This is a genomic window from Methylobacterium sp. Leaf466 (genome assembly GCF_001425565.1).
Taxonomy (GTDB): Bacteria; Pseudomonadota; Alphaproteobacteria; order Rhizobiales; family Beijerinckiaceae; genus Methylobacterium.
In genome coordinates, this window is the sequence record NZ_LMRC01000012.1 from 116,580 (window position 1) to 142,531 (window position 25,952).

Annotated in this window: 16 protein-coding genes and 1 tRNA gene; 10 read left to right on the top strand and 7 right to left on the bottom strand. The window is 68.9% G+C overall.

Going from position 1 to position 25,952, the window contains the following annotated elements; genetic code table 11:
* Nucleotides 1–124 precede the first annotated feature (124 nt).
* A complete protein-coding gene (locus tag ASG59_RS06930; protein ID WP_056407706.1) occupies nt 125–979 on the top strand; it encodes a 3'(2'),5'-bisphosphate nucleotidase CysQ in 855 nt (284 codons plus the stop codon).
* A gap of 49 nt (nt 980–1,028) precedes the next feature.
* Here ASG59_RS06930 and gltA read toward each other — a convergent pair whose 3' ends face one another.
* Both gltA and gltX read right to left on the bottom strand, forming a co-directional pair.
* On the bottom strand, nt 1,029–2,318 hold the full coding sequence (gltA, locus tag ASG59_RS06935) for a citrate synthase (RefSeq protein WP_055885585.1): 1,290 nt from the start codon (nt 2,316–2,318) through the stop codon (nt 1,029–1,031).
* 231 nt (nt 2,319–2,549) lie between these two features.
* Nucleotides 2,550–3,968, bottom strand: coding sequence for a glutamate--tRNA ligase (gltX, locus tag ASG59_RS06940; protein WP_056407707.1), 1,419 nt, complete (start codon nt 3,966–3,968; stop codon nt 2,550–2,552).
* A 173-nt stretch (nt 3,969–4,141) separates the two neighbouring features.
* Here gltX and ASG59_RS06945 point away from each other — a divergent pair, with 173 nt between their 5' ends.
* On the top strand, nt 4,142–6,403 hold the full coding sequence (locus ASG59_RS06945; protein WP_056407710.1) for a ComEC/Rec2 family competence protein: 2,262 nt from the start codon (nt 4,142–4,144) through the stop codon (nt 6,401–6,403).
* Here ASG59_RS06945 and lexA read toward each other — a convergent pair.
* Nucleotides 6,397–7,167 (bottom strand): transcriptional repressor LexA, encoded by a 771-nt coding sequence (gene lexA, locus ASG59_RS06950; protein WP_056407711.1) that lies wholly within the window; start codon nt 7,165–7,167, stop codon nt 6,397–6,399. The genes ASG59_RS06945 and lexA overlap by 7 nt on opposite strands.
* Before the next feature lie 328 nt (nt 7,168–7,495).
* Between lexA and pepN the strand changes: the two genes are divergently transcribed.
* From pepN to ASG59_RS06965, 3 genes are all read left to right on the top strand, one after another.
* On the top strand, nt 7,496–10,132 hold the full coding sequence (pepN, locus tag ASG59_RS06955; protein ID WP_056407713.1) for an aminopeptidase N: 2,637 nt from the start codon (nt 7,496–7,498) through the stop codon (nt 10,130–10,132).
* A gap of 169 nt (nt 10,133–10,301) precedes the next feature.
* Nucleotides 10,302–12,698: a PAS domain-containing sensor histidine kinase gene (locus ASG59_RS06960; protein WP_056284060.1), complete on the top strand. Its 2,397-nt coding sequence runs from the start codon at nt 10,302–10,304 to the stop codon at nt 12,696–12,698.
* A 220-nt stretch (nt 12,699–12,918) separates the two neighbouring features.
* Nucleotides 12,919–13,860, top strand: a complete 942-nt coding sequence (locus ASG59_RS06965) for a glutaminase (protein WP_082524030.1) — start codon at nt 12,919–12,921, stop codon at nt 13,858–13,860.
* A 454-nt stretch (nt 13,861–14,314) separates the two neighbouring features.
* Here the strand turns inward: ASG59_RS06965 and ASG59_RS06970 are convergent, their stop codons facing one another.
* Complete coding sequence (locus ASG59_RS06970; RefSeq protein WP_056284062.1) at nt 14,315–15,361, bottom strand: glutamine synthetase beta-grasp domain-containing protein; 1,047 nt, start codon at nt 15,359–15,361, stop codon at nt 14,315–14,317.
* A gap of 384 nt (nt 15,362–15,745) precedes the next feature.
* Between ASG59_RS06970 and ASG59_RS06975 the strand changes: the two genes are divergently transcribed.
* The 4 genes from ASG59_RS06975 to trmD all read left to right on the top strand — a co-directional run bounded on the left by ASG59_RS06975 (nt 15,746) and on the right by trmD (nt 20,284).
* Nucleotides 15,746–15,821, top strand: a tRNA-Phe gene (locus ASG59_RS06975).
* A 149-nt stretch (nt 15,822–15,970) separates the two neighbouring features.
* Nucleotides 15,971–16,093: a DUF6538 domain-containing protein gene (locus tag ASG59_RS21400; RefSeq protein ID WP_277996104.1), complete on the top strand. Its 123-nt coding sequence runs from the start codon at nt 15,971–15,973 to the stop codon at nt 16,091–16,093.
* Between the two features lie 1,477 nt (nt 16,094–17,570).
* Complete coding sequence (locus ASG59_RS06980; protein ID WP_056407715.1) at nt 17,571–19,058, top strand: methyl-accepting chemotaxis protein; 1,488 nt, start codon at nt 17,571–17,573, stop codon at nt 19,056–19,058.
* Between the two features lie 470 nt (nt 19,059–19,528).
* On the top strand, nt 19,529–20,284 hold the full coding sequence (gene trmD, locus ASG59_RS06985; RefSeq protein WP_056407717.1) for a tRNA (guanosine(37)-N1)-methyltransferase TrmD: 756 nt from the start codon (nt 19,529–19,531) through the stop codon (nt 20,282–20,284).
* A 168-nt stretch (nt 20,285–20,452) separates the two neighbouring features.
* On the opposite strand, the gene hpnH is transcribed toward trmD, so the two are convergent.
* The gene (gene hpnH / locus ASG59_RS06990; RefSeq protein WP_055885609.1) at nt 20,453–21,616 is read right to left on the bottom strand and encodes an adenosyl-hopene transferase HpnH; all 1,164 of its coding nucleotides are present in this window, start codon (nt 21,614–21,616) and stop codon (nt 20,453–20,455) included.
* A gap of 141 nt (nt 21,617–21,757) precedes the next feature.
* Nucleotides 21,758–21,910: a hypothetical protein gene (locus ASG59_RS20350; protein WP_156399145.1), complete on the bottom strand. Its 153-nt coding sequence runs from the start codon at nt 21,908–21,910 to the stop codon at nt 21,758–21,760.
* A 355-nt stretch (nt 21,911–22,265) separates the two neighbouring features.
* On the opposite strand from ASG59_RS20350, the gene ASG59_RS06995 reads away from it, so the two are divergent.
* Nucleotides 22,266–24,914 (top strand): MMPL family transporter, encoded by a 2,649-nt coding sequence (locus ASG59_RS06995; RefSeq protein ID WP_056407719.1) that lies wholly within the window; start codon nt 22,266–22,268, stop codon nt 24,912–24,914.
* A gap of 80 nt (nt 24,915–24,994) precedes the next feature.
* On the opposite strand, the gene hpnK is transcribed toward ASG59_RS06995, so the two are convergent.
* Nucleotides 24,995–25,834, bottom strand: a complete 840-nt coding sequence (gene hpnK / locus ASG59_RS07000; protein WP_056407722.1) for a hopanoid biosynthesis-associated protein HpnK — start codon at nt 25,832–25,834, stop codon at nt 24,995–24,997.
* Nucleotides 25,835–25,952 lie beyond the last annotated feature (118 nt).

Consider the following 25,952-nt stretch of genomic DNA (forward strand, 5'->3'; position numbering starts at 1 on the left):
GACGATGGATGTGTGCGGGACTGTCTTAACGCACCGATAACCGCGCTCCGATGCTTTGAAAAGCGGCAGGACGGCCGACCCGGCCCGGCTCGACAAGAGGGCCGTCGCATACCATGTCTGGAGGATGACCCTTCTGGCGCAGGATCGCGCGCGCATCGCGACCACCCTCACCGAGATCGCCTGCGAAGCCGGCGAAATCCTGCGCGCCTACCACGGTGGCGACTGCCCGCACGTGATCAAGCCGGACGGGTCGCCCGCGAGTTCGGCCGACATTGAGTCCGAGGCGCTGATCGTCGCCGCCCTCGCCCGTCATTGGCCGGGCATCCCGGTGGTCGCCGAAGAGAGCAGCCACGACCGCCCCCCCGCCGACCTGTTCTTCCTCGTCGATCCCCTGGACGGCACCAGCGATTTCCTCGCCGGCAACCGCGAGTACACGGTCAACATCGGCCTCGTCCAAGGCGACCGGCCGGTGGCCGCGGCCCTGGCCGCTCCGGGGCTCGGCCGGGTCTGGGGCGCCGGGGTCGAGGCCTTCGAGGCGCCGATCGTCTGCGGCCGCCCCGGCGCACCCTCGGCGGTCGGGGTCAGGCGGCAACCCGACGACGGGCTCGTCGCCCTCGTCAGTCGCCGCCACGGCGATATCGAGACGGAGGCGTGTCTGGCGAGCCTCCCGGTCGGTCGGCGGCTCCAGGCCGCTTCCGCCCTGAAATTCTGCCTGATCGCGTCGGGCGAGGCCGACATCTACGTCCGCTGCGGCCCGACCATGGAATGGGACACCGCCGCCGGGGACCATGTCCTGACGAGCGCCGGCGGCCGCGTGCTGGTCTCGTCGGGCGAGGCCATCACCTACGGCCACTACGACCTCTACTACCGCAACGGCCCCTTCGTGGCGGTGGCGCAGGCGTCGTATGCGGACTGCTTGAGCCTGCCGCACCGGGCACGGCCCGTGAGACCCGGAGCGGCGGTGTCGCCCAAGGCCTGATCGGCGCCGGTTCGCGGGTCCGGCGCCGGCGGGACGTGGCAGCCCCGCTTCAGCCGCGCTGGTCGATGGGGACGTATTCGCGCTTGTCCGGGCCGATGTAGAGCTGGCGCGGCCGGCCGATCTTCTGGGAGGGGTCCTCGATCATCTCGGCCCATTGCGCGATCCAGCCCACGGTCCGGGCGAGTGCGAACAGCACGGTGAACATCGAGGTCGGGAAGCCCATCGCCTTCAGGGTGATGCCCGAGTAGAAATCGATGTTCGGGTAGAGCTTCTTCTCGATGAAGTACTCGTCCTTGAGGGCGATCTGTTCGAGTTGCACCGCGACTTCGAGGAGCGGGTCGTCCTTGATGCCGAGCTGGCCGAGCACCTCGTGGGTGGTCTTCTGCATGATGCGCGCGCGCGGATCGTAGTTCTTGTAGACGCGGTGGCCGAAGCCCATCAGGCGGAAGGGGTCGTTCTTGTCCTTGGCCTTGGCGACGTATTTGGCGACGTTGTCGGGCGTGCCGATCTCCTCGAGCATCTTCAGCGCGGCCTCGTTGGCGCCGCCGTGTGCGGGCCCCCACAGGCAGGCGATGCCGGCAGCGATACAGGCGAACGGATTGGCACCCGAGGAACCGGCGAGCCGCACCGTCGAGGTCGAGGCGTTCTGCTCATGGTCGGCGTGCAGTACGAAGATCCGGTCGAGGGCGCGCGCGAAGATCGGGTTGACGACGAAATCCTCGCACGGAACCGCAAAGCACATCCGCAGGAAGTTCGACGTATAGTCGAGATCGTTCTTCGGATACACGAACGGCTGGCCGATGGAGTATTTATAGGCCATCGCCGCGAGCGTCGGCATCTTGGCGATCATGCGCAGGGACGCGATCATGCGCTGCTTGTCGTCTGAGATGTCGGTGGAGTCGTGATAGAACGCCGAGAGCGCGCCGACCGAGGCGACCATGATCGCCATCGGGTGGGCATCGCGGCGGAAGCCCTGGAAGAAGCGGTTCATCTGGTCGTGCACCATGGTGTGGCGCGTGACCCGGTAGTCGAAATCGGCCTTCTGGGCCGGGGTCGGCAATTCGCCGAACAGCATCAGGTAGCAGGTCTCGAGGAAGTCGCCCTGCTCGGCGATCTGCTCGATGGGATAGCCGCGGTAGAGCAGGATGCCCGCGTCGCCGTCGATGTAGGTGATCTTGGATTCGCACGACGCCGTCGACGTGAAGCCGGGATCGAAGGTGAAGACGCCGGTCTTGGCGTGGAGCTTGCCGATGTCGATGACGTCGGGACCGATGGTCCCGGTCTTGATCGGAAGCTCGATCTGGTTGTCGCCCACGGTAATCGTGCTGGATGCGCTCATGGAGACGTGGACCCTTTCCTGGCAGCGGGCGGACCGAGGCTTGATGGTGTGAAGCCGGCCCGCCTGACGACGAAGCGACCACCGGCATCCAGGTTCCGCCTGCACCCTTATGCTGCAGTTGCGAACACCGTAACCGGGTTAGCGGATCGGCCCCCGGCCTTCAACTCGCGACCGTCGATCCCCCGTCGCATCAAGCGAAATCCGGGCCGCAACCGTGACGGGTCAGGCGGCCTAGATCCGGTCGCGCAGGCGGCCGAGGCTGTCCTCGCGCCCGAGCACGGCCATGACGTCGAACAGCGGCGGCGAGGTCGTTCGGCCGGTGAGCGCCGCCCGCAACGGCTGTGCGACCTGCCCGAGCTTGAGCCCGTTCGCCTCGGCGAACTGGCGCACCACCGCCTCGGTCGCGGCGGCGGTCCACTCCGCGACGGCCTCGAGGACCGGGAGGACCGCGGCCAGGCGCGCCCTGGCCTCCGGGGTGAGGAGGGCTGCGGCCTTGTCGTCGAGCACGAGGGGGCGGGCGGCCGTGAGGTAGTAGGCGCTGTCGAGAAGCTCGACGAGGGTCTTGGCGCGCTCCTTGAGGCCGGGCATCGCCGCCGTGAGCGCGGCCTTCAGCGGCGCCGGCATCGGCGAGGCGATGCCCCGCGACGGCCCGAGGGCGGGCAGGATGCGGTCGATCGCCTCCACCAGCGCCGAATCCTCGGCGCCGCGGATGTAGATGCCGTTGAGGTTTTCGAGCTTGGCGAAATCGAACCGGGCCGGCGAGCGGCCGATCGCGCCGAGATCGAACGCCTCCGTCATCTCTTGCGTCGAGAAGATCTCCTGGTCGCCGTGGCTCCAGCCGAGACGCACGAGGTAGTTGCGCAGGGCCGAGGGCAGGTAGCCGAGGTCGCGGTAGGCATCGACGCCGAGCGCGCCGTGGCGCTTCGAGAGCTTGGCGCCGTCGGCCCCGTGGATGAGGGGGATATGCGCCATCGCCGGCACCGGCCAGCCGAACGCCTGATAGATCTGGCTCTGCCGGGCGGCATTGGTCAGGTGGTCGTCGCCGCGGATCACCTGGGTGACGCCCATGTCGTGGTCGTCCACCACCACCGCCAGCATGTAGGTGGGATTGCCGTCCGAGCGCAGCAGGACGAGGTCGTCGAGGTCGCGGTTCTGCCAGACAACGCGGCCCTGCACGCCGTCCTCCACCACGGTCTCGCCCTCCGAAGGGGCGCGCAGGCGGATCACCGGCTTGACGCCGGCCGGCGCCTCGGAGGGATCGCGATCGCGCCAGCGCCCGTCGTAGCGCATCGGCCGCCCCTCCGCCCGGGCCGCCTCGCGCATGGCGGTGAGTTCCTCGGGCGTGGCGTAGCAGCGATAGGCGTGGCCCGAGGCGAGCAGGCTCTCGGCCATCTCGCGGTGCCGGTCGGCGCGGGCGTATTGGTAGACGACGTCGCCGTCCCAATCGAGGCCGAGCCAATGCAGGCCGTCGAGGATGGCCTCGATCGCCCCTTGCGTCGAGCGTTCGCGATCGGTGTCCTCGATCCGCAGCAGCATGCGACCGCCGAAGCGGCGCGCGTAGAGCCAGTTGAACAACGCCGTCCGGGCTCCGCCGATGTGCAGGTAGCCGGTGGGCGAAGGCGCGAAACGGGTGACGACGGCTGACGACATCGGGCGGTCTGACTTGTGTGGGGAGAGGAGGATCGAGCGGGTCGACCCGCCGGGCTGCGGCCCTGTAGCATGGGCGGGCGGGGACGTTAAGGAACGGGCCGGGCCATGGCGTGCCCGCGGACGCCATCCGGGGCGGCGGGGTCCGGCGAAGGCGAGATCGGGAGACCGTCGGCATGGCGCGGGGCGAGGCTGGGGCGCGGACGGCCGGGCGGATCGCCGCCCTGTCGCCCCGCCGTCTCGCCGCCTGGCTCCCCGCATTGCGGCATTGGTTCGTCGCGGGCGTTTCGCTGGAGGCCGAACGGCGGCGGCTGTTTCCCTGGCTCGCGGTGGCCTTCGGCGCCGGCATCCTCGTGTATTTCTCCGCCACCGTCGGCGAGCCCGTGTTGGCGGCGCCCCTGGGATCGGCGGCCCTCCTCGCGGCCCTCGTCCCCGTCTGCGCCGCCCGGCCGGTATTGCGGGCGCTCCTCCTCGGGCTCGTGGCCGCGCTCCTCGGCTTCGTGGCCGGGGCCTGGCGCGTCGCCACGGTGGCGAGCCCGATCCTTGCCCGCACCACGATCGCGCCGCTCACCGGGTTCATCGAATCCCTCGACGAGCGCGAGGAGGGTGCGCGCCTGATCATCCGGGTCGAGAGCTTCGGCACCCTCGCCGCCGAGGCCCGGCCGACCCGGGTGCGCGCCTCCTACAAGGCACCCCGCCCCCTCAAGCCGGGCGATTTCATCGCCGCCAATGCACGCCTGCTGCCGCCGCCCGAGGCGGCGCGTCCGGGCGGGTACGACTTCGGCCGCGACGCCTTCTTCCGCGGCCTCGGCGCGGTGGGCTCCCTCGTCGGCAAGATCGAGGTCAAGCCGCCCCCCGGGCCGGTGCCGGTCCGGTTGCGGGCGGCCGCGGCGGTGGACGACGCCCGCAACGCCCTCACCCGGCGGATCACCGACGCCATCGGCGGACAGGCCGGTGCGGTCGCCGCCGCCCTGGTCACGGGCAAGCGCGGCCTCATCGACCAGCAGACCAACGACGTGCTGCGGGACGCCGGGATCTATCACGTGGTCTCGATCTCGGGCCTCCACATGGTGCTGGCGGCCGGGGTGGTGTTCTGGCTGGTGCGCGCGATCCTGGCGGCGGTGCCTTTCCTCGCCCTGCGGGCACCGATCAAGAAGATCGCCGCCGCCTTCGCGATGGTCGGCGTCACCGCCTATTGCGTTTTCTCCGGCTGGGACATCGCGGCCGAGCGCGCCTGGATCATGACCCTGGTGATGCTTGGCGCGATCCTGGTCGACCGCCCCGCTTTGAGCATGCGCAACCTGGCGCTGGCGGCCCTGATCGCGCTCGCCCGCGAGCCGGAGGGGCTGCTCGGCCCGAGCTTCCAGATGTCGTTCGGAGCCGTCGCAGGCCTCATCGCCTGCGCCGGATATCTCGACGGAAGCGGCCTGCGCCGCGAGGCCGACGGCCGCGTCGCCCGCGCGATGGCCACCGTCGCCGCGGCGGTCGTCGGAACCCTCGCGACGACCCTGGTGGCGCAGATTGCCACCGCACCCTTCTCCACCTACCATTTCCAGGCGGTGCAGCCGTTCGGCCTCGTCGGCAACGCCCTGACCCTGCCGCTGGTCTCGCTGGCGGTGATGCCCGCGGCGGTGCTCGGGATCCTCGCCTACCCCTTCGCCCTCGACCAGCCGGTGTGGTGGCTGATGGGGCTCGCCGTGCAGGGCATGCTCGCGATCTCCGCCTGGATCAGCGGCTTCGGCCACGCCAGCGTCATGGTGCCCTCCTTCGGAGCCGGTGCCCTGGCCTGTCTGGCCGCCGCCCTGATCGTCCTCGCCCTGCCCGTCTCAAGCCTGCGCTGGCTCGGACTGCTGCCGGCCGCCATCGGGGTCGCCCTGGCGGCGATCCCGATGCGCAACGACATCTACGTCGACCGGGAGGGCGCGGGAGCCGCCGTTCGCGACCGGTCGGGCCGCCTGGCCGCGCTCGGGCGACCGCCGGCCTTCGTCATGGAGCAATGGCTGAAGGCGGAAGGCGATTCGCGCCAGGCCACGGACGTCATCGCCGCATCCCCGGCGCGCTGCGACCGGCTCGGCTGCACGATGGAGGCGCAGGACGGCCGCCGCATCGCGCTGCTCAAGGACCGCCGCGGCTTTCGCGAGGACTGCGTCCGGGCGGATATCCTGATCTCGCGTCTCGAAGCGCCGACTGCTTGTGCCGCCGCCGTCATCGTCGACAGACGCTTTTTGCGGGACCACGGCGCCACTGCGATCCGCCTGACGGACGGGGCACCGACACTGACGACCGCGCGTGCGCCCGGCGTCACCAAACCCTGGCGCCCGTCCACGGTGGCGCCAAGCCCGGCACCCACGCCGGACCCGGTGACGGCACCGGAAGCCACCGACGACGAAACGGTACCCGACACCCCTTCGTCGTCGCCGGCGGAGCGGCTTCAGTAGCGCCGCACGAGACTGACCAGGCGACCCTGGATGCGAACGCGGTCGGGGCCGAGCACCCGGGTTTCGTAGGCGGGGTTGGCCGCCTCCAGGGCGATGGACGAACCGCGGCGGCGCAGGCGCTTCAGGGTCGCTTCCTCGTCGTCGATCAGCGCGACGATGATGTCGCCGGTGTTGGCGGTCTCCTGCTTGCGGATGACCACAAGGTCGCCGTCGAGGATGCCGGCCTCCACCATCGAGTCACCGCGCACTTCGAGGGCGTAATGCTCGCCGCCCGACAGGAAGTCCGGCGACATCGCGATGGTGTGGCTCTGCTCCTGGATCGCCGAGATCGGTGTTCCCGCAGCGATCCGCCCCATCACCGGCACCATCACCGGCCGCCCCGCCTCGTCGGTGACACGCGCCATCGGCGGCTTGGCCATGGTCGGCCGCGCGACCGGCACATGGCTCTGTCCCGACTGGTCCCGACCCTTGCCGCCCTCGACCACGCTCGGCGTGAAACGCCGTGCCTCGACCGGTGCCTCGGACCGGGCCGGCATGGTGCCGCCGAGGCTCTCGGGCATCCGGATCACCTCGATCGCCCGGGCGCGATTGGGCAGGCGCCGCAGGAAGCCCCGCTCTTCGAGGGCGGTGATGAGACGGTGGATGCCGGATTTCGACTTGAGGTCGAGCGCGTCCTTCATCTCGTCGAAGGAGGGAGGAACACTGCTCTCCTGCATCCTCTGCTGTATGAACTGCAGCAGATCCAATTGCTTGCGCGTCAACATCCGACGACCCACACTCTCGCGACACCAACCGCGACACGACATCGCAGAAACAAATCACGAACAGGCTAGCCGTTCTTTAAGTGTTCTGCAAGGGTTCCGATCCGACCCGTGTCGTGATCGATCCGGAGGAAACGGACGCCGCTCGCCGTCGCGGCGGCGGGCCGGCGGCGCCCACGGGATACGGGTCGCGGCGCTGTGAATGGTCGGCGACCTCATGCGAGAAGACGGAGATCTCGACCGGGCTCGGGGAAACCGCCGCAACGCCGGACGGTGCCCGCAGACCCGAACACGGCCGCTCCGGTCGCCACCGCAGGAAGACTGATCCGTGATGCGCACCGACATGCCGACCCTGGTCCGCCTGGAGGACTACCGGCCGAGCGACCACCTCATCGACCGGGTCGACCTCGACGTCGTGCTGCATCCCACCGCGACCCGGGTGGTCTCCCGCCTCGGCCTGCGTCCCAACCCGGCCGGCCGCATCGGCTCACCGTTGGTGCTCGACGGCGAGGACCTCGTCCTCGTCCGCATCGCCCTCGACGGCAGGGTGCTCGACGCGGGATCCTTTTCCGTCGATGCCACCGGCCTGACCATCGCCGATCCGCCCCGGGCGCCCTTCACCCTGGAGATCGAGACCCGGATCGACCCGTCCGCCAATACCCGGCTCATGGGGCTCTACCGGTCGAACGGGGTCTATTGCACCCAATGCGAGGCCGACGGCTTCCGCCGGATCACCTACCTCCTCGACAGGCCGGATGTCCTGTCGGTCTGCACCACCCGGATCGAGGCGGACCGCGACGAGGCGCCGGTGCTGCTCGGCAACGGCAACCTGGTGAAGGCCGGCGAGGCGGGCCCCGGTCGCCATCATGCCGTCTGGCACGATCCCCACCCGAAGCCCGCCTATCTCTTCGCCCTCGTGGGCGGGCGCCTCGACCGGCTCGATCGGGCCTTCACCACGATGGAGGGCCGCGCGGTCACGCTCGCGGTCTACGTCGAGCCCGGCAAGGCGGAGCGGGCGGCCTATGCCCTCGACGCGGTCGCGCGATCGATGCGGTGGGACGAGGAGGCGTTCGGCCGCGCCTACGATCTCGACGTGTTCAACGTCGTGGCGGTCTCCGACTTCAACATGGGCGCCATGGAGAACAAGGGCCTCAACATCTTCAACGACAAATACGTCCTCGCCAGCCCCGACACCGCCACCGACGCGGACTACGCCAACATCGAAGCGATCATCGCTCACGAATACTTCCACAACTGGTCCGGCAACCGGGTCACCTGCCGCGACTGGTTCCAGCTCTGCCTCAAGGAAGGGCTGACGGTGTTTCGCGACCAGGAATTCTCGTCCGACATGCGCTCGCGGGCCGTCCACCGCATCGGCGAGGTCAAGACCTTGCGAGCCCGCCAGTTTCCCGAGGACGCCGGGCCGCTCGCCCATCCGGTCCGGCCGCAGGCTTACGCCGAGATCAACAACTTCTACACGGCCACCGTCTACGAGAAGGGAGCCGAGATCGTGCGGATGCTGCGCACCCTCATCGGCGCGAAGGCCTTTCGCGCGGGCATGGACCGCTACTTCTCCGACAACGACGGCAGGGCGGCCACCGTCGAGGATTTCCTCGATGCCTTCGCGGCCGTGACGGGACGCGACCTGTCGGCTTTCGCGCGCTGGTACGAGCGGCCGGGCACGCCGCGGGTGACGGTGCAGGAGCACTACGACCCGGCAGCACGTAGCTACCGCCTCGCCTTCACCCAGAGCCTGCCGGGTTCGGAGGGCGAGGCCCTGGTGATTCCGATCCGCCTCGGCCTCGTCGGCGCCGACGGCCCCCTGGCCGGACCGCGCTGCGACCGCGTCGTCGATGGGGTTTTCGTCCTGGAGGCGGCGACCGACAGCCTCACCTTCACGGATGTCGCCGAGGCGCCGGTGCCGTCCCTGCTGCGGGGCTTCTCGGCGCCGGTCAAGCTGGTGCCGCCCCTGACCACGGCGCAGAACCTGACGCTGCTGCGCCACGACGCCGATCCGTTCAACCGCTGGCAGGCCACTCAGGCGATGGCGCTCCACCTCATGGTTGCCGCCAGCCGCGGCGATGCGGCCGAAGCCGATGCGGCGGCCTTCGTGGAGGCCATCGGCGGGTTCCTCGACACGGACGCCCTTGGCGATCCCGCCTTCGCCGCCCTCGTCCTCGGCCTGCCGAGCGAGGGCGACGTCGCCAACGAGATCGGCGCGGACATCGACCCCGACGCGATCCACGGCGCCCGGCGCGCCCTGCGCGAACGGTTGGGGCGGCATCTCGCGGGGCGTCTCGTCGCACTGCGCACCACCCTCGCCGACCCGCCCGGCACCGCCTTTAGCGCGGAAGCGGCCGCCGCCGGCCGGCGCGCGCTTCGCAATGCCGCCCTCGATCTGATCGCGGCGGGAGATCCGGTGCTCGGCGCCGACCTCGCCGGGGAACAGATCCGGCTCGCCACCACGATGACGGACCGGTTGGGCGGCCTGTCCACCCTCGCCCTGATCCCGGGTGCGGCGCGCGAGGACGCCCTGGCCGCCTTCGAGGATCGCTACCGGGACGATCCCCTCGTCCTCGACAAGTGGTTCGCGATCCAGGCGACCATCCCCGAACCGGAGACCCTCGACCGGATCGCGGCGCTGCAGGGCCATCCGGCCTTCGCGACGACCAATCCCAACCGGGTCCGCGCCCTGATCGGCAGCTTCGGCGTCGCCAACCCGACCCAGTTCAACCGCCCCGACGGCCGCGGCTTCGCGCTGGTGGCGCGCACGGCCCTGACCGTCGATGCCGCCAATCCGCAACTGGCCGCGCGCCTGCTCACCGCCTTCGGATCGTGGCGGATGCTCGAGCCCGAACGGCGGAGCGTTGCAAAAGCGACTCTGGCCGATCTCAATTGCATGCAGTCCCTGTCGCGCGACCTCGGCGATATCCTGGTGCGCAGTCTTTCCGGCCATTCAAGTCACTGAAAAATAACGCCAAACGGCGTTGTGACGCATCCGCCGGGTATCTGCGATCGAGGAAAACGAACCATGAAAGCCGTGGACAAATCGGCTGTGGAAATGTCTATTTGAAGCGATTCGAAGCGCGGGCCGACATCGCGCTGGAGACGACCCACCGGGTTTGCGAGGTCTGAGAATGTCGGAGGCGGAAGCCGCTTCCCTCGCCGCTTCTGCGCGCGCGGACACCATCCTGGGCATCCATCGGCCGGACAAGGCCATCCACGCCCGCTTCGTGCGGATGGAGACCTGGTTGCGCTACGCGGTCCCGGCGGTGCTGGCGACCTTTCTCATCAGCATGGCGGCCGTGGCCGTGCTGCACCTCCAGAGCCAGCGCGACGATGCCTTGCGCGTGGCCGAGACCGAGATCGAAGCCTTCGCCCACCTCGCCGCCGCGGGCCTGTCCGACATCGGCAACCCGGGCCTCGCGTTGCAGGCCGACGTGAAGGGCCGCCTGCGCCGCCTCCTTCCGGCCTCTCTCCTCCCGGCCGGCCGCCGGATCCTGGTCGCGGACGACAAGGACCGGATCGTCGCCAGCCATCCCGGCACGAGCGAGGCGCAGGGCACCCTGAGCGCCCATCTCGGCGAGACCCATCCTCTCAGCATGCTCGGCGAGCGGGCCGGCGTGATGACGCTGACCCTGCCCGGCGGCGAGAGCGTGATCGCCTCCCTCAGGAGCCTGCCGGCGGGCCGCGGCCAGGTCGCCGTGCTGCAGCCGGTGGTCGACGTCACCGCCGCCTGGAGCGACCGCATGCGGACGCAGGCGACGCTGCTCGGCGCGGCCGCCCTCGTGATCGTCGGCATCGGCTTCGCCTACGCCCTGCAGACGCGCCGCGCCCATGCCAGCGACCGCATCTGCGAGCAGATCAAGAAGCGCCTCGACACCGCCCTCGGGCGCGGCCGCTGCGGCCTGTGGGACTGGGACATCCCGCGCGGCCGCATCTACTGGTCGGACTCGATGTACGCCCTGCTCGGCTACACCCGCGAGCGGGAATTCCTGTCGTTCGGGGACGTCAACGCCCTGGTCCATCCCGACGACGGCGACCTCTACAGCCTCGCCCGCCAGCTCGCGGCGAGCCAGTCCACCGTCGACCACGAGTTCAGGGTGCGCGGCGCCAACGGGACCTGGATCTGGCTGCGCACGCGCGCCGAGATCGTCCCCGACACGGCCGACGGCGGGCGCCACCTCGTGGGCATCGCCGTCGACGTCAGCGAGCAGCGCCAACTGGCGGAATCCAACGCCACCGCCGACATGCGCCTGCGCGACGCGGTCGAGGCGATCTCCGAGGCCTTCGTCCTGTGGGACACCGGCAACAAGCTGGTCCTGTGCAACTCGAAGTTTCGCGACCTCCATGCCCTCAGCCTCGAGGACGCCACCCCCGGCCGGCGCTACCACGAGATCATGGGCCAGGTCGCGCTGCCGCCGGTACGGCGGGAACTGCGGGACATCGAATCGGCCGGCGCCACCGCACGGACCTTCGAGGCCGAGCTCACCGACGGTCGCTGGCTCCAGATCAGCGAGCGGCGGACCAAGGACGGCGGCTATGTCTCGGTGGGCACCGACATCACCACCCTCAAGCTGCACCAGGAGCAGCTCGTGGCATCCGAGCGCGAGCTGATGGCGACGGTGCGCGACCTCAAGCGGTCGCGCCGGACCCTGGAGCTCCAGACCCAGCAGCTCGCCGACCTCGCCGAACGCTACCTCGACCAGAAGGCCCAGGCCGAGGGGGCCAACCAGGCCAAGTCCGAGTTCCTGGCCAACATGAGCCACGAGCTGCGCACGCCGCTCAACGCGATCATCGGCTTCGCCGAGCTGATGGAGAGCGAGATCTACGGCAAGCTCGGTTCGCCGCGGTATGCCGAATACTGCCGCGACATCCGCTCGAGCGGCGACTACCTGCTGTCGGTCATCGACGACATCCTCAACATGTCGCGTATCGAATCGCACCGCGTGAAGCTGGCGGTGCGCGATGTCGCGGTGGTCGCGGCCGTGAACGGCGCCGTGAAGCTGGTGACGGAGGCCGCCAAGGCGAAGTCCCTCGCCCTCGACATCTGTGTCAGGCCCAATCTCGCCGTCCTGGCCGACGAACGGGCCCTGCAGCAGATCCTCGTGAACCTGATCCAGAACGCGGTGAAGTTCACGCCCAGCAACGGGCGCGTCGTCGTCAAGGCCAAGCCCGCGGGCGACTGCATCAACATCTTCATCTCCGATACCGGCATCGGCATTCCGAAGGCCGCGCTCTCGAAGCTCGGCGTGCCGTTCCAGCAGGTCGAGGCAAACCTCACGCGCTGCTACAAGGGCTCCGGCCTGGGGCTGGCCATCGCACGCTCCATGGTCGAGTTGCACGGCGGCCGCCTCCGCATCCGCTCCGAGGAGGGCATGGGGACCACCGTGCTGGTGCGCATGCCCGCACCGACGCCGGCCCGCCTGCGCGAACTCACCTACGAGGCGTCGACCGAGACCGTGGCGTCCCTGCGCAAGGCCGCAGGCGCCAGCCCACGCCCCTACGAGCGCACCGGCGCCACCGGCATGTGACGGGCCGCCCGAAGGGCGGCCGGCGAAGAAGGGCGGCGGGTCACGCTGCCATCCGCAGCCGCCAGCGAGGCCGGCCTTCGCCCATGCACCGCCCAGGTCGGATTCGGTCGCCTTCCGCCCACACGAGAACGACAATTGCAGGAGCGGCAACGCAGGCGTCCGCCTGCGCGACCGTCCCTGACAGGGCTGTCGCCCTTCCGCTCCCGAGCCCCGAGTGACGATGAATCGCGCCGTGCCCTCTCTCGACGACGTGGTCAGGGACATCGCCGACGAGTTGCGCGACCGGTCCGACCGGGGCGAGGTCGCGACCTACATTCCAGAACTCGCGCGCGTCGATCCGCGCGCCTTCGGGATGGTGGTGATCGATGCCGACGGTCATGTGGCGGCCGGTGGCGACAGCGACACGCCGTTCTCGATCCAGAGCATCTCGAAGGTGTTCACCCTGACCCTGGCGCTGGGCATGGTGGGGGATCGCCTGTGGCGCCGGGTCGGGCGCGAGCCCTCCGGCAGCCCGTTCAACTCCATCGTCCAGCTGGAGCGGGAGCGCGGCATTCCGCGCAATCCCTTTATCAATGCCGGCGCCATCGCGGTCACCGACGTAATCCTGTCCGGGCATCAGCCGCGCGAGGCGCTGGGCGAGATCCTGCGGTTCATGCAGTTCCTGGCGCAGGACCCGACCATCACCATCGACGAAGCGGTGGCAGCCTCGGAGCTGCGGACCGGTTTCCGCAACATGGCGCTGGCCTACTACATGAAATCGTTCGGCGTGGTCGACAATCCCGTCGACTTCACCCTGGGCGTCTACTTTCATCATTGCGCCATCGCGATGTCGTGCCGCCAACTCGCGATGGCCGGCCGTTTCCTGGCACACTCCGGGCGCAACCCCTCCACGGGGTTCTCCGTGGTCCAGCCGGAGCGGGCACGGCGGATCAACGCTGTGATGATGACCTGCGGCCACTACGACGGATCGGGCGAGTTCGCCTACCGGGTCGGCCTCCCCGGCAAGAGCGGGGTCGGCGGCGGCATCCTGGCAGTCGCGCCGGGCAAGGCCTCGATCGCGGTCTGGTCGCCGGGCCTCGACGCCGCCGGCAATTCCCATCTCGGGCGGATCGCGCTGGAGATGCTGACGAAGCGTCTCGGATGGTCGATCTTCGCCGGCTGACCCCGGCGCCGCGGCTTGGCGCGTCCCTCGACGCTACCCGCCTGATCGATCGTGTCCTGACGGCCGGTGATGCCTCATGCGCAGCGCAGACGAGCCGATCGACCGGCTACCCGACAGGAACGTGGCAAAATGCCCGATTATGAGGCGTTTCGCTTGGGAAAATGCTCAATCCCAGGGCGGGTCCTTACGGGGTGGACGCCCTCGAGGCATATCAAACGGAATGGTCCCGGTGGTTTCGTAACGCGGTAGACCATCGATCGCGAAGCTCATCGACAGACCGACGATGCCACCGCGCCGGTTCGACCCCGACGATCCCGTCGTCCGACGATCCAAGCCCTGGCCATTCAGTAAAGGGTGGTCCTGCCGACCGGCAGTCCACCCTTAAGTCGTGCGTGGCACGGCCCCGCACCCGGCCCCCGGCGAGCCATATCGCCAGGGGGGATGCTCTTCGCGGTCAGGCCGCCGCGGACACCGAGGCCTCCGCTCCGGTCGGGACCGAGGCGATAGTCTTCAGGATCTGCGAGGCGATCTGGTAGGGGTCCCCCTGGCTGTTGGGCCGGCGGTCTTCCAAGTAGCCCTTGTACTCGTTGTTGACGAAGCTGTGGGGCACGCGGATCGACGCGCCGCGGTCGGCCACGCCGTAGCTGAACTTGTTCCACGGCGCCGTCTCGTGCTTGCCGGTCAGACGCAGGTGGTTGTCCGGCCCGTACACGGCGATATGGTCGTCGAGGTTCTTGTCGAAGGCCGCCATCAGCGCCTCGAAATAGGCCTTGCCGCCGGTCTCGCGCAGGTACGCCGTCGAGAAGTTGGCGTGCATGCCCGAGCCGTTCCAATCGGTGTCACCGAGCGGCTTGCAGTGGTACTCGATGTCGATCTCGTATTTCTCGCAGAGGCGCTGCAGCAGGTAACGGGCGACCCACATTTCGTCGGCGGCCTTCTTGGAGCCCTTGCCGAAGATCTGGAACTCCCACTGGCCCTTGGCCACCTCGGCGTTGATGCCCTCGTGGTTAATGCCGGCATCCAGGCAGAGGTCGAGATGTTCCTCGACGATCTTACGGGCGATCGGGCCGGCCTCCTTGTAGCCGACGCCGCAATAATAGGGGCCCTGCGGTGCCGGGTAGCCGGACGTCGGGAAGCCGAGCGGACGGCCGTCCTTGTAGAAGAAATACTCCTGCTCGAACCCGAACCAAGCACTCTCGTCGTCGAGGATGGTGGCGCGCTTGTTCGAAGGATGCGGGGTCTTGCCGTCCGGCATCATGACTTCGCACATCACGAGCACGCCGTTCTTGCGGGTGCTGTCGGGGAAATGGCGGACGGGCTTCAGCATGCAGTCCGAACTGCCGCCCTCGGCCTGCATGGTCGAGCTGCCGTCGAAGCCCCAGAGCGGGAGCTGCTCGAGGGTCGGAAAGCTATCGAAATCTTTGATCTGCGTCTTGCCGCGGAGGTTTGGCACCGGAGTGTATCCATCGAGCCATATATACTCCAGTTTATATTTGGTCATTTCGAATCTCTCGTGCGTTAGCGATGCGAAGCTTGATGCAAACTCTGCGGCGCACGTCACTCCCGACGCCGACACGCGACGGAGCATTTGTCGTGCCAAACGCTATCGCAGTCGCTGCCCTTCTCCGGCGCGGGCCTTCCCGGCCGGGTCGCACGCGGACGCTTCCTGATTTGCCGGCAACGACCCCGGCCGCATCCTCCCCGGCCCGGCAGCCCGATGCGTCCCGGTCGAACCCCGACCCTGCGCCTCGACGGGCAGGTTCGAAACCGCAGCCGCACGAAATCGCGACGCACCAGTACGCCTCGCCGCGGACAAGGCTGGACAGGACGATCATCACTCCTTATACGCCCGCTTCAGGTCGAGCCGCCGAGCGGTTTCGCCTCTGCCCAGGTAGCTCAGTTGGTAGAGCATGCGACTGAAAATCGCAGTGTCGGCGGTTCGATTCCGTCCCTGGGCACCATCGCTCTCCCCAGTATTGAGCGGCCACGACGAATTACAAAACCGGTGACTTGGACTGCCCGGCTGTTAAACGCGGGTGGTGCGACTGCATTGATGACGACGCGTTCCTGGAAGCATCGCTAGGCTGCCCGCCACGACCTGCGCCTTGCCGTGCAGCTCGACCTGCGCGCGCTCGTGGGCAGGCGCGAGGAAGAGGTCAGCCTCGGCACCAGAGATCGCATCGAAGCGAAGCGCCTGCACGCCGTCGCCCTCACGGAGCAGGAGAAACGCTAGGCGGCGTAGAGGGTCGGACCACGCCGCCTGAGCGATCGTGAGGCTCACGAACGCGTTGCCGCTTTCGACGAACGCTGGGCCTGTCTCTATCGAGCCGAGCCGGCAGACCTTCCGGCGCTGGGATCAGCCGGTTTCTGGTGACGGTCAGGGGGCTGGGCTCGGATCACCGGTCCGGCAGCGTCTCCGGCTCGTAGACGACGGGCGAGCGGTATCCGAGCGCCGTGGCCGGCGCAGCGGATCGTAGAAGCCTTCGCTGTCGCCGAAGCGGGCCCTCCGTGCCTCGGCCTGCGAGCGGCAGCGACGGCGGGCGGGCAACTCGCAATCGAGGGTCGAGACCGGAACGGCCGCGAAGCGAACACGCTCTCGGCCATCGCGGTATCGCAGGCGTCGCCGACAGGACCCATCGTGGGGCGCCCGCCCGCTTCCTGGCATCGCCTGCCGAAGGCCAGTGACGTGTGCCGAGGCCCCCGGCCGAGTGATCGAAACCCATCAGGACGCAGGTGATTGGCCATCGCCCAACCCACAATCCGGCGGCTGAAGGCGTCGGGCACGACGGTGAGGGAGAGGCAAGCCGGCAGCCATGGGAACGTCGGTGACGTCGGCCACCCGGAGCCGGTTCGGGGCGATCGCCACACAATGCGGTCGACGAGGTCGGGAGCCGGAGGCGTCGCGGCCGGCGCGGACCGGATCGACCCTCTGCGGCCGGGTATGCGGGACCGGCCTCGGGCATCGGACGAACACCTCGCTCGAAGGCATGATCGATCGCCATCAAACGGCGGGACAATCCCAATTCCATGATGTCCGTCGTATCGCCACCCGCTCCGGCCGCTCGGCCGCACACGATATCGCCGCCGTCTGCCTCCCCGAGACTGTCAGCGGTGGGGTTTGAATCTGGCCGATTATATTGAGCGACGACACCCTGGATCCATACCACCGCGTGCGGGCAGATCATCCCGTTTGACAAAGAGGTAGCTTTTCGGAAGGAAGCCTCTCTCGATGCTGTCTCGGGTTCTGATAAAAACAAGGCTTTAAGCAAACGTTATTCGTTATGCGTAATGAAGCTGTCCTGCTCTCTTGGTACAGGGGCAGTCGAGCGGGGGCAGGCAGTGCGGGCACTAGCGACAGGCGCTCCCGCGCGTGAACGACCTCGCCTATGGGCTATGGCGACCACCTGCGGGCTGGTGATGGCCTGCGGCCTGATCCCTGCCGCCCTCGCGCTGGCCCCACGACCCGGCGAGCCGGTCGTGGCGCTCACACTTTTCCCCGATGCTCCGATGCCCCACGCGGTAGCCGCATCGGGTGCGCGTCTCCTGTGGCTGTCGCCCGGCGGCCACGTGGCCGTGCTCGCCGGCGACACGCCGGATTTGGCGGCCAACCTGCGTCGGTCCGGCACCCTTCTTGTCCTCGCCGCCGGTCCGCTCGGCGCTTGCCTGCCGGGCACCCGGCCAACCCCTATGCTCACAGGCCCTTCCCAGCCATGAACGGCGACAGTCTCAACCGTCTACGCCAAGCCTTCACGCCCATCATGCTCGGCGTCCTCGCCGCTCTGTGGCTTGTCGTCATGGCCCTCGCTTGGTCCCTCGGCACGGCGATCGTGGCGCCCACGGTCCTGGGCGGCCTCCTCGTCGCCGGATCGGCCGCCTGCGCGCGGAGCCTCGGCCCGGCATTGGCCACACGCCATCTCACCTCGGCCGCACTCATGGCGATGGTCGGTCTGCTGGTGCTGACGACGGCGGACACGCCCTGGCAGATCGACACGCACATGGTCTTCTTCGCCGCCCTCGCGATCGTTGCAGGGTGGGGCTGCTGGTCCTCCATCCTCGTCGCTGCGGCGGTCGTGGCCGTCCATCACCTCGCCTTGAACGTGGCCTACCCGGCGGCGGTGTTCCCGAACGGGGCGGACTATCTGCGGGTGCTGCTCCACGCCGTCGTCGTCATCGCTGAGGCCGGCGCCCTGGTCCTGGCGGCGCGGCAGCTTTCCCGGGCGCTCGATGCGGCGGACGCCGCGACGTTACAGGCCTCCGAGAGCGCTGCCGCTCAAAGCCGGTTCGAGCAGGCCGCCCTCCGCGAGCACGCGCTGCAGGCGAGCCAAGGACGTCAGCTCGGCGACCTGGTCGCAGGTTTCCGCGCTACGCTGTCGGACATCGGACGTCAGGTCGAGCGCGAGACCTCCGGTATGCGCAACACCGCCGTCGCTCTGAGCGACGTCGCTGCACGGTCGAGCGAACAGGCCAGCCAATCCGCATCGATCGCCTCGACCACCGCGCAGAACGTGCTCTCCGTCTCGGCCGGGGCCGAGGAGCTGAGCGCCTCCATCTCCGATATCGCCGGACAGACGGACCGGACGCGACAGTTCATCGCGCGCATGACAGAGATGGCTCGGACCACCAGCGGCGAGGTGGGTCAACTCGCCGAGGTGGCGGGACAGATCGGCGCGGTGACGGACCTGATCAAGTCGGTTGCGGACCAGACCAATCTCCTGGCTCTGAACGCGACCATCGAGGCGGCCCGCGCCGGCGCCGCCGGCAAGGGCTTCGCGGTGGTGGCGACCGAGGTCAAGGCGCTCGCGGCCCAGACCATGAGGGCGGCCGACGAGATCTTCGGCCAAGTCGGTGCCATCCAGGCTTCGAGCGCTCGCACGGTCTCCGCCGTCGAGGCGTTCGCGAAGGCCACCCACGAGGTGCACGTGTTGACGAACGCCATCGCCGATTCGGTCGATCAGCAGCAAGCCGCGACGCAGGAAATCTCCCGCACGGTGGCTCAGGTGGCACGGGGCAGTTCCGAAGTGCATGCGGGTGCGGAGAACGTTCAACGCGCCACGCAGGAGACCCGTCACCATGCCGACACGGCGCTCGCCGCTTCCGAGACGCTGAAGGCGGTCGCGGCGGATCTCGCGCGCTCGGTCGGAAGTTTCATGACCACGGTGACGGGCGATCTCGACGAACGCCGCAGCGCCGCGCTCTGACGCGTGTGCGCTCGGCCTGCGATCGACGACGCGGTTCTGCGTGGGGCGTGCTGGTGTCCGGGCTCCCGGCCCCAACCTTTGGTCGACGGACTCCTCAAGATCAGAAGCGCGTCTCCGCACACCGAGTCCACGGGGGGCGAGACCCGAGCCGGCCGTCGTGGGAGTGGGGCCAGTACCCGGCGCAGGCGAGGGAAAAGGGTGTGCGCCTGCGGCGCCAGGGACTGGCCGCCTCCGGCTGGCGTAGGTTCCTTCGAGGCCGGGTCAGGATCGCGCGACCGCCGACGCCGCGGCTCGCAAGCCGGTCCGCGCCCGCTCGGGCGCGTCGCGGACCGCCGCCGGCGACGCCTCAATCCCCCACCGGGTCCGGCATCACCGTTGCTCCGACCGTTTCGTTGGTGACGTGGCCTGTGCGGCGAGGCGAGGCCGGGCGGGGAATTGACCCCACGAGGGTCATCACGCCATCAGGCGTCATGACGACACGTCCCTGGCATGCGACCGTTCTCACCCTCTATCCGGAGATGTTTCCCGGACCCCTCGGGCTTTCCCTCTCGGGGGAGGCGCTGGCGCGGGGGATCTGGGCGTTGGAGGCTCGCCAGATCCGCGAGCACGGCCTCGGCCGCCATCGGGCGGTCGACGATACGCCCGCGGGGGGCGGCGCCGGGATGGTGCTGCGCTGCGACGTGCTGGGCGCGGCCATCGACAGTGTGGCCGCGGATACGCGCCCGCGGCTGCTGATGAGCCCACGGGGCCGGCCGCTGACGCAGGCGCGGGTTCGGGCCTTGAGCGAAGGCGCCGGTGCGGTCATCGTCTGTGGCCGGTTCGAAGGGGTCGACGAGCGGGTGATCGAAGGGCGCGGACTCGAGGAGGTCTCGATCGGCGACTACGTGCTCTCGGGCGGCGAGATCGCCGCCTTGGTGCTGCTCGATGCCTGCGTTCGCCTGCTGCCGGGCGTCATGGGCAAGGTCGCGTCGGGGGTGGAGGAGAGCTTCGAGTCGGGGCGGCTCGAATATCCGCATTACACCCGGCCGCGCGAGTGGGAAAGCCGGACCATCCCGGACATCCTCTTGGGCGGAAATCACGCCGCCATCGCCGAGTGGCGATCGCAGAACGCCTTGCGGATCACTCGGGAGCGACGCCCGGACCTCTTGGCCGGGGACCGGGTCGCGACAGCGTTCGGTGCCGGCGGACGTTTCCCGGAGGATACCCGGGATCAAAACGACGCGTGATACGGCTCCCGCCTGGATCGAGCGGGAGCCGTATCACGAAGCCCGCACGGACCCTGAGCGAAGGCAAAATCCGCATCGCGGAGCAATCGGACGAATTTTGTATGACGTCCATCGACGGTCGATCCGACGGGACGGGAGCGAGGTCCCGTCCCGTCGGATCGGATCGACTCAGGCGGCGGTGCGGTTGCGCGCCTCGCGCTTGGTGTCGACGCCCGAGGCTTTGATCTCGGAGAGTTTCTCGGCGACGTTGCGGGAGAACACGAACTCGGCCGGCCGCTGGTTCTCGAGGCTGACCTCGGGAGCCATCGCACCCTCGGTCTTGATGCCACGGATCGCGTGGATCAGCGGCTTCCACGGCTTCTTCACCGAATCGACCACGGAGGAGGCCTCGTAGCCCGAGTGGACCATGCAGTCGGCGCACTTCTCGTAGTTGCCGGTGCCGTAGGAATCCCAGTCGGTCTCCTCCATCAGCTCCTTGAAGGTGGCCGCGTAGCCTTCGCCGAGCAGGTAGCAGGGCTTCTGCCAGCCGAACACGGTGCGGGTCGGGTTGCCCCAGGGCGTGCAATGGTAGGTCTGGTTGCCGGCCAGGAAGTCGAGGAACAGGCCCGACTGCTGGAAGGTCCACTTCTCGCGGCCCTTCTCCTTGCCGTGGCGGAAGACGCCGCGGAAGAGGTCCTTGGTCGCCTTGCGGTTGAGGAAGTGCTGCTGGTCGGGGGCCCGCTCGTAGGCGTAGCCGGGCGAGACGGTGATGCCGTCGATGCCCATCTTCGTCACGCTGTCGAAGAAGTCGGCGATCTTGTCGGGCGACGAGTTGTTGAAGAAGGTGCAGTTGATGGTGACGCGGAAGCCCATCTCCTTCGCCTTGGCGATGGCGGCCACGGCCTTGTCGTAGACGCCGCGCTGGCACACGGAGCCGTCGTGCATCTCCTTGTCGCCATCGAGGTGGATCGACCAGGTGAAGTACGGGCTCGGCTTGTACTCCTTGATCTTCTTCTCGAGCAGCAGCGCGTTGGTGCAGACGATCGCGAACTTCTTCTGCGCGATGATGCCCTCGACGATCTGCGGCAGATCCTTGTGCAGCAGCGGCTCGCCGCCGGCGATCACCACCACGGGAGCGCCGCACTCGCGCACGGATTCGAGCGCGTCGGCGACGGGCAGGCGCTTGTTCAGGATCTCGTCCGGATAGTCGATCTTCCCGCAGCCGGCGCAGGCGAGATTGCAGCGAAACAGCGGCTCCATCATCATCACGAGCGGATAGCGCTTGCGACCGGTGAGGTGCTGCTTGAGGATGTAGCCGCCAATCTTCGCGACGTACCGAAGGGGAATGCCCAAGGCGCGGCTCCTTTGCTGTTCTGGCCCCGTTTTTCAACGGGCTGCTTAGCGTGAAAAATTGTCGATTTCCAGCGGACTAGGCCGGAACCGGTCGGGGACACGAGCCGGCAGTGTGTTGTTTTCGATCGTGGCGCAAGCGTGTCACAGAATGCGTTCGTCGAGGATGGTCCGTTCGGGCCATGTCGCCGCGGCGGTGCAGCCCGAGACCCGGATCGACGCTTTCACGAGCGGGTCGCCCACCGCCGACGCCTCGCAGGCAGCGTGCGCCGCCGGATCGGCATGCGGCAGCGCCATGCCAGGTCCGCGCCGTCTTCATGGGATGTCCGGGGCTCGTTTTCGTCGGGCGAGCGCGAAAGCGTGGATGTGGCGCAGCGGCGTCGCCCATGCTCGTGGTTGACGTTTCGTTGCAATTCGCGTCCCAGCGACGTACTCAGCCCCGACTCCGTCGCGATGCACTCGCGACACGAACGCGCTCTCGATCCACCGTCGGGTTCGGCCCATGGCCTTACCGGATTCGGGGATCGGAGCGACAGGTGCTAGTCCGGCGCCCTCAGGAACGCTCATGTCCGGACTGCATCCTTCTCATGCAGCCGGGCGTTCCGATGCGGCCGCGCGTCCAGGACGGCCCCGATAGGCAGGCAGGGTACTCGTGATCGAACGGCTCGTTGCGTTCTCCGTCCAGCGTCGCTGGCTCGTCATCGGTCTGATCGCCGTCCTCACGGTGGCGAGCGTCGGTCTCGCCGCTCATCTGTTCCGCATCAACACCGATGTCGAGCGGTTGATCGACAAGGACGTTCCCTGGCGCCAGGACGAGATCAACTTCGAGAAGGCGTTCCCGCAGCGCACCGGCACGCTGGTCGCCGTCATCGACGGCAGCACCCCGGAGACCGCAGAGGAGGCGGCCGCCGCTCTGGCCAAGGCCCTGGCCGGCAACAAGGACCGGATCGAGACCGTCTACCGGCCCGATGGCGGCCCGTTCTACGACCGCAACGGCTTCCTTCTCATGTCGCAGGAAGAGCTCACCAAGACCACCGAACAGCTGATCCAGCAGCAGGGCCTGCTCGGGCCCCTCGCGGCCGACCCGACCCTGCGCGGCCTGATGCGCGTCCTCGGCCTCGGCGCGCGGGGCATCAAGAGCGGCGACGCCAAGATCGAAGACCTCGAGGGTCCGATGACCCGGATCGACGAGACGCTGCAGACGGTGATGGCCGGCAAGCCGGCGCGCCTTTCGTGGCAGCTCCTGCTCTCCAACGGCAAGACCCAGAGCACCGAGCTGCGCAAGTTCGTGATGATCCAGCCGGTCCTCGACTTCAATGCCCTGCAGCCGGGGGCGGAGGCGACCGTGCTGATCCGCAGCATCGCCCAGGACCTCAAGATCGACGATGCGCACGGCCTGCGCCTGCGCCTGACCGGCCCCGTCGCCGTCTCCGACGACGAGTTCGCGACCCTGGCCGACGACGCGCTGCTCAACAACCTCGTGACGGTGGGCGCCATCCTGCTGTTCCTGTGGCTGGCGCTCCGGTCCGGCGCCCTCGTGGTCGCCGTGATGATCACCACCTTCTCGGGCCTCATCGTCACCGCGGCCCTCGGCCTCGTGATGGTCGGCGAGCTCAACCCGATCTCGGTGGCGTTCGCGGCGCTGTTCGTGGGCCTCGGCATCGATTTCGGGATCCAGTTCGCCGTGCGCTACCGGGCCGACCGGTTCGAGCAGCCCGACATCCCCTCCGCCATCCGGGCGGCGGCCCGAGGCGTCGGCTGGTCGCTGACCCTCGCCGCGATCTCGTTGATCGCAGGCTTCTTCGCCTTCCTGCCCACCGCCTTTCGCGGCGTGTCCGAGCTCGGCCTCATCGCCGGCGTCGGCATGGTGGTGGCGTATCTGTTCTCCCTGACGCTGCTCCCGGCCCTCATCGCCGTCATGAAGCCGCGCATCGAGAAGCGTGCCGTCGAGACCGCCTGGATGGCGGGCGTCGACCATTGGATCATCGAACATCGCAAGGCGGTGCTGATCGTGGTCGGCCTGATCACGGTGGCCGGCATCCCGCTGCTGTTCAAGCTGCCGTTCGATTCGAACCCGATGCACCTGCGCAGCCCCAAGGTCGAATCGATTGCCACCTATCTCGATCTGATCAAGGATCCCGAGACCAGCCCCAACCTCATCGACGTCATCGCCCCCTCCGTCGAGGCCGTGCCCGAGTTGGCGGCGAAACTGCGCGCCCTCCCCTCGGTGGCCCGCGTTATCGACATCCAGACCTTCGTCCCGCCGGACCAGGAGCAGAAGCGCGCGATCGTCATCGAGGCGGCCCAGCTGCTCGGCCCCATCCTCAACCCGGCCCGCAAGCCGCCGCCGCCCACGGATGCCGATACGGTCAAGGCCCTCAAGGAAGGGGCCACCGCGCTAAAGGGCATCGCCACCGGCCCGTCCGGGGGCGCCAAGGCGGCCGGCCAGCTCGCGGCCACCCTCGAGAAGCTCGCCGCCGGCTCCGCCGCCATGCGCGAAGCGGCCAACGTCGCGATCACGACCGACCTGAAGACCCTGCTGACCCGCCTCGGCGGCCTCCTCAACCCGCAGGTCCTGTCCATCGCCACCCTGCCGCCGCAGCTCAAGGCGGAGTGGATCACCAGCGACGGCCGCTCGCGCATCGAGGTCCATCCGAGCGGCGACGCCAACGACAACGTCGTGCTGCGCCGCTTCGCCAAGGAGGTGCAGAGCGTCGCGCCCCACGCCACCGGTGCGCCGGTGGCCACGACCTCGTCGAGCTACACGATCCTCGGCGCCTTCGTGCAGGCGGCGCTCACCGCACTCGTCCTCATCTTCATCATCCTGTCGGTGGCCCTGCGCAAACCCTGGGACGTGGCGATGACGCTGGGCCCCCTGGTGCTGGCGACGCTGTGGACGCTGATGGCCCTCCACATCGTCGGCATGCCGCTCAACTTCGCCAACATCATCGCGATGCCGTTGATGCTGGCGGTGGGCGTGGCCTTCCACATCTACTACGTCATCGCCTGGCGGGCCGGCGTGGTCGACATGCTGGCCTCGAGCCTGACGCGGGCGATCTTCTTCTCCGCACTCACCACGGGGACCGCCTTCGGCTCGCTGGTGCTGTCGAGCCACCCGGGGACGGCGAGCATGGGCAAGCTGCTGGCCCTGTCGCTGTTCTTCACCCTGGTGGCGGCCTTCTTCGTGGTCCCGGCCTTCCTCGGCCCGCCGCCGAAGCAGCCCGACCCGAAGCGCCCGGAAGGTGACGACGCTGTCCCCGGCCGCAAGCCGGCGCGGTCCGAGCCGATGGCGGTGAAATAGCCCTTACCTGCCTGCCGTCCGCGAGAGACACGGATCCCGACCGTCGCGAAGGCTCGTCCAGCGCGACGGTCGGGGTCGGATCAGGAAAAATCCGAAAAGCCGCCCGTGACCGCGCCGGATCGTTCGATCGCCGTGATCGCGTCCGGGGCGACCAGCGCGTCGCGCTCGGCGGCGTAGGCATAGCCCGGTGCCTCGCCGGGAAAGCCCGCGCCGGTGGCGGGGTGGGTGTAGAGCTCGGTCAGCCCGTCCGGCAGGTGTCGCAGCAGGCCGGCGACCCTGGCCGGAGTCATCGCGCCGGACCAGGCGAGGCCGAGGGTGCGGTCCGGGATCAGCAGGCCGGCCTGGCGGGCCCGCACCGCCAGCAGCGCGGCCCAGGGCGCGATGTCGAGGGCCGGCTTCGGCTCGCATCCGGGTTCGGCGGCGCGCAGGATCGCCCGCGGCTCGCGCGGGACGCGGATGGCGCGCATCCCGTATCCGTGGCCGATGGCGAGCACCCGGCCGGCGATCAGGGGATGCACATGGAAATGCTTGTGGGCATTGACGTGATCGAGCGGCAGGCCGGTGGCCCGGTAGGCCTCGAACTGCGCCGCGATCTCCGCCGAGAGCTGGCGGCGGGCGCTCGGCTTGAGGGCCAGATCGAGGCCGAGCCGGCCCATGTCCCGGCGGATGAGTCCGTCCGCACCGACGAGGTCGGGCAGGTCCGACGCCGGTAGCGTCGGCCAGGCCTCGACCATGACCAGATGCAGTCCGACGCGCAGCGACGGCATGCGCCGCGCCCGCGCCACCGCATCGGTGGCGGCCGGTGCCGACACCATCAGGCTCGCCGCCGTGAGGATCCCCTCGCGATGGGCCTGCTCCACGGCTTCGTTGACTTGAAGGCTCAAGCCGAAATCGTCGGCCGTGACGACGAGGTGTCTCACACTTCGACTCCGGGGTGTCGAGAGGGCGAGCCCTCTCGTGGGTGCAGGGCGAAGCCCTGCGACAGGTCTAGGTCAGGGCTCCGCCCCGCACCTGCCGGGGCCTCGGCCCCGGACCCCT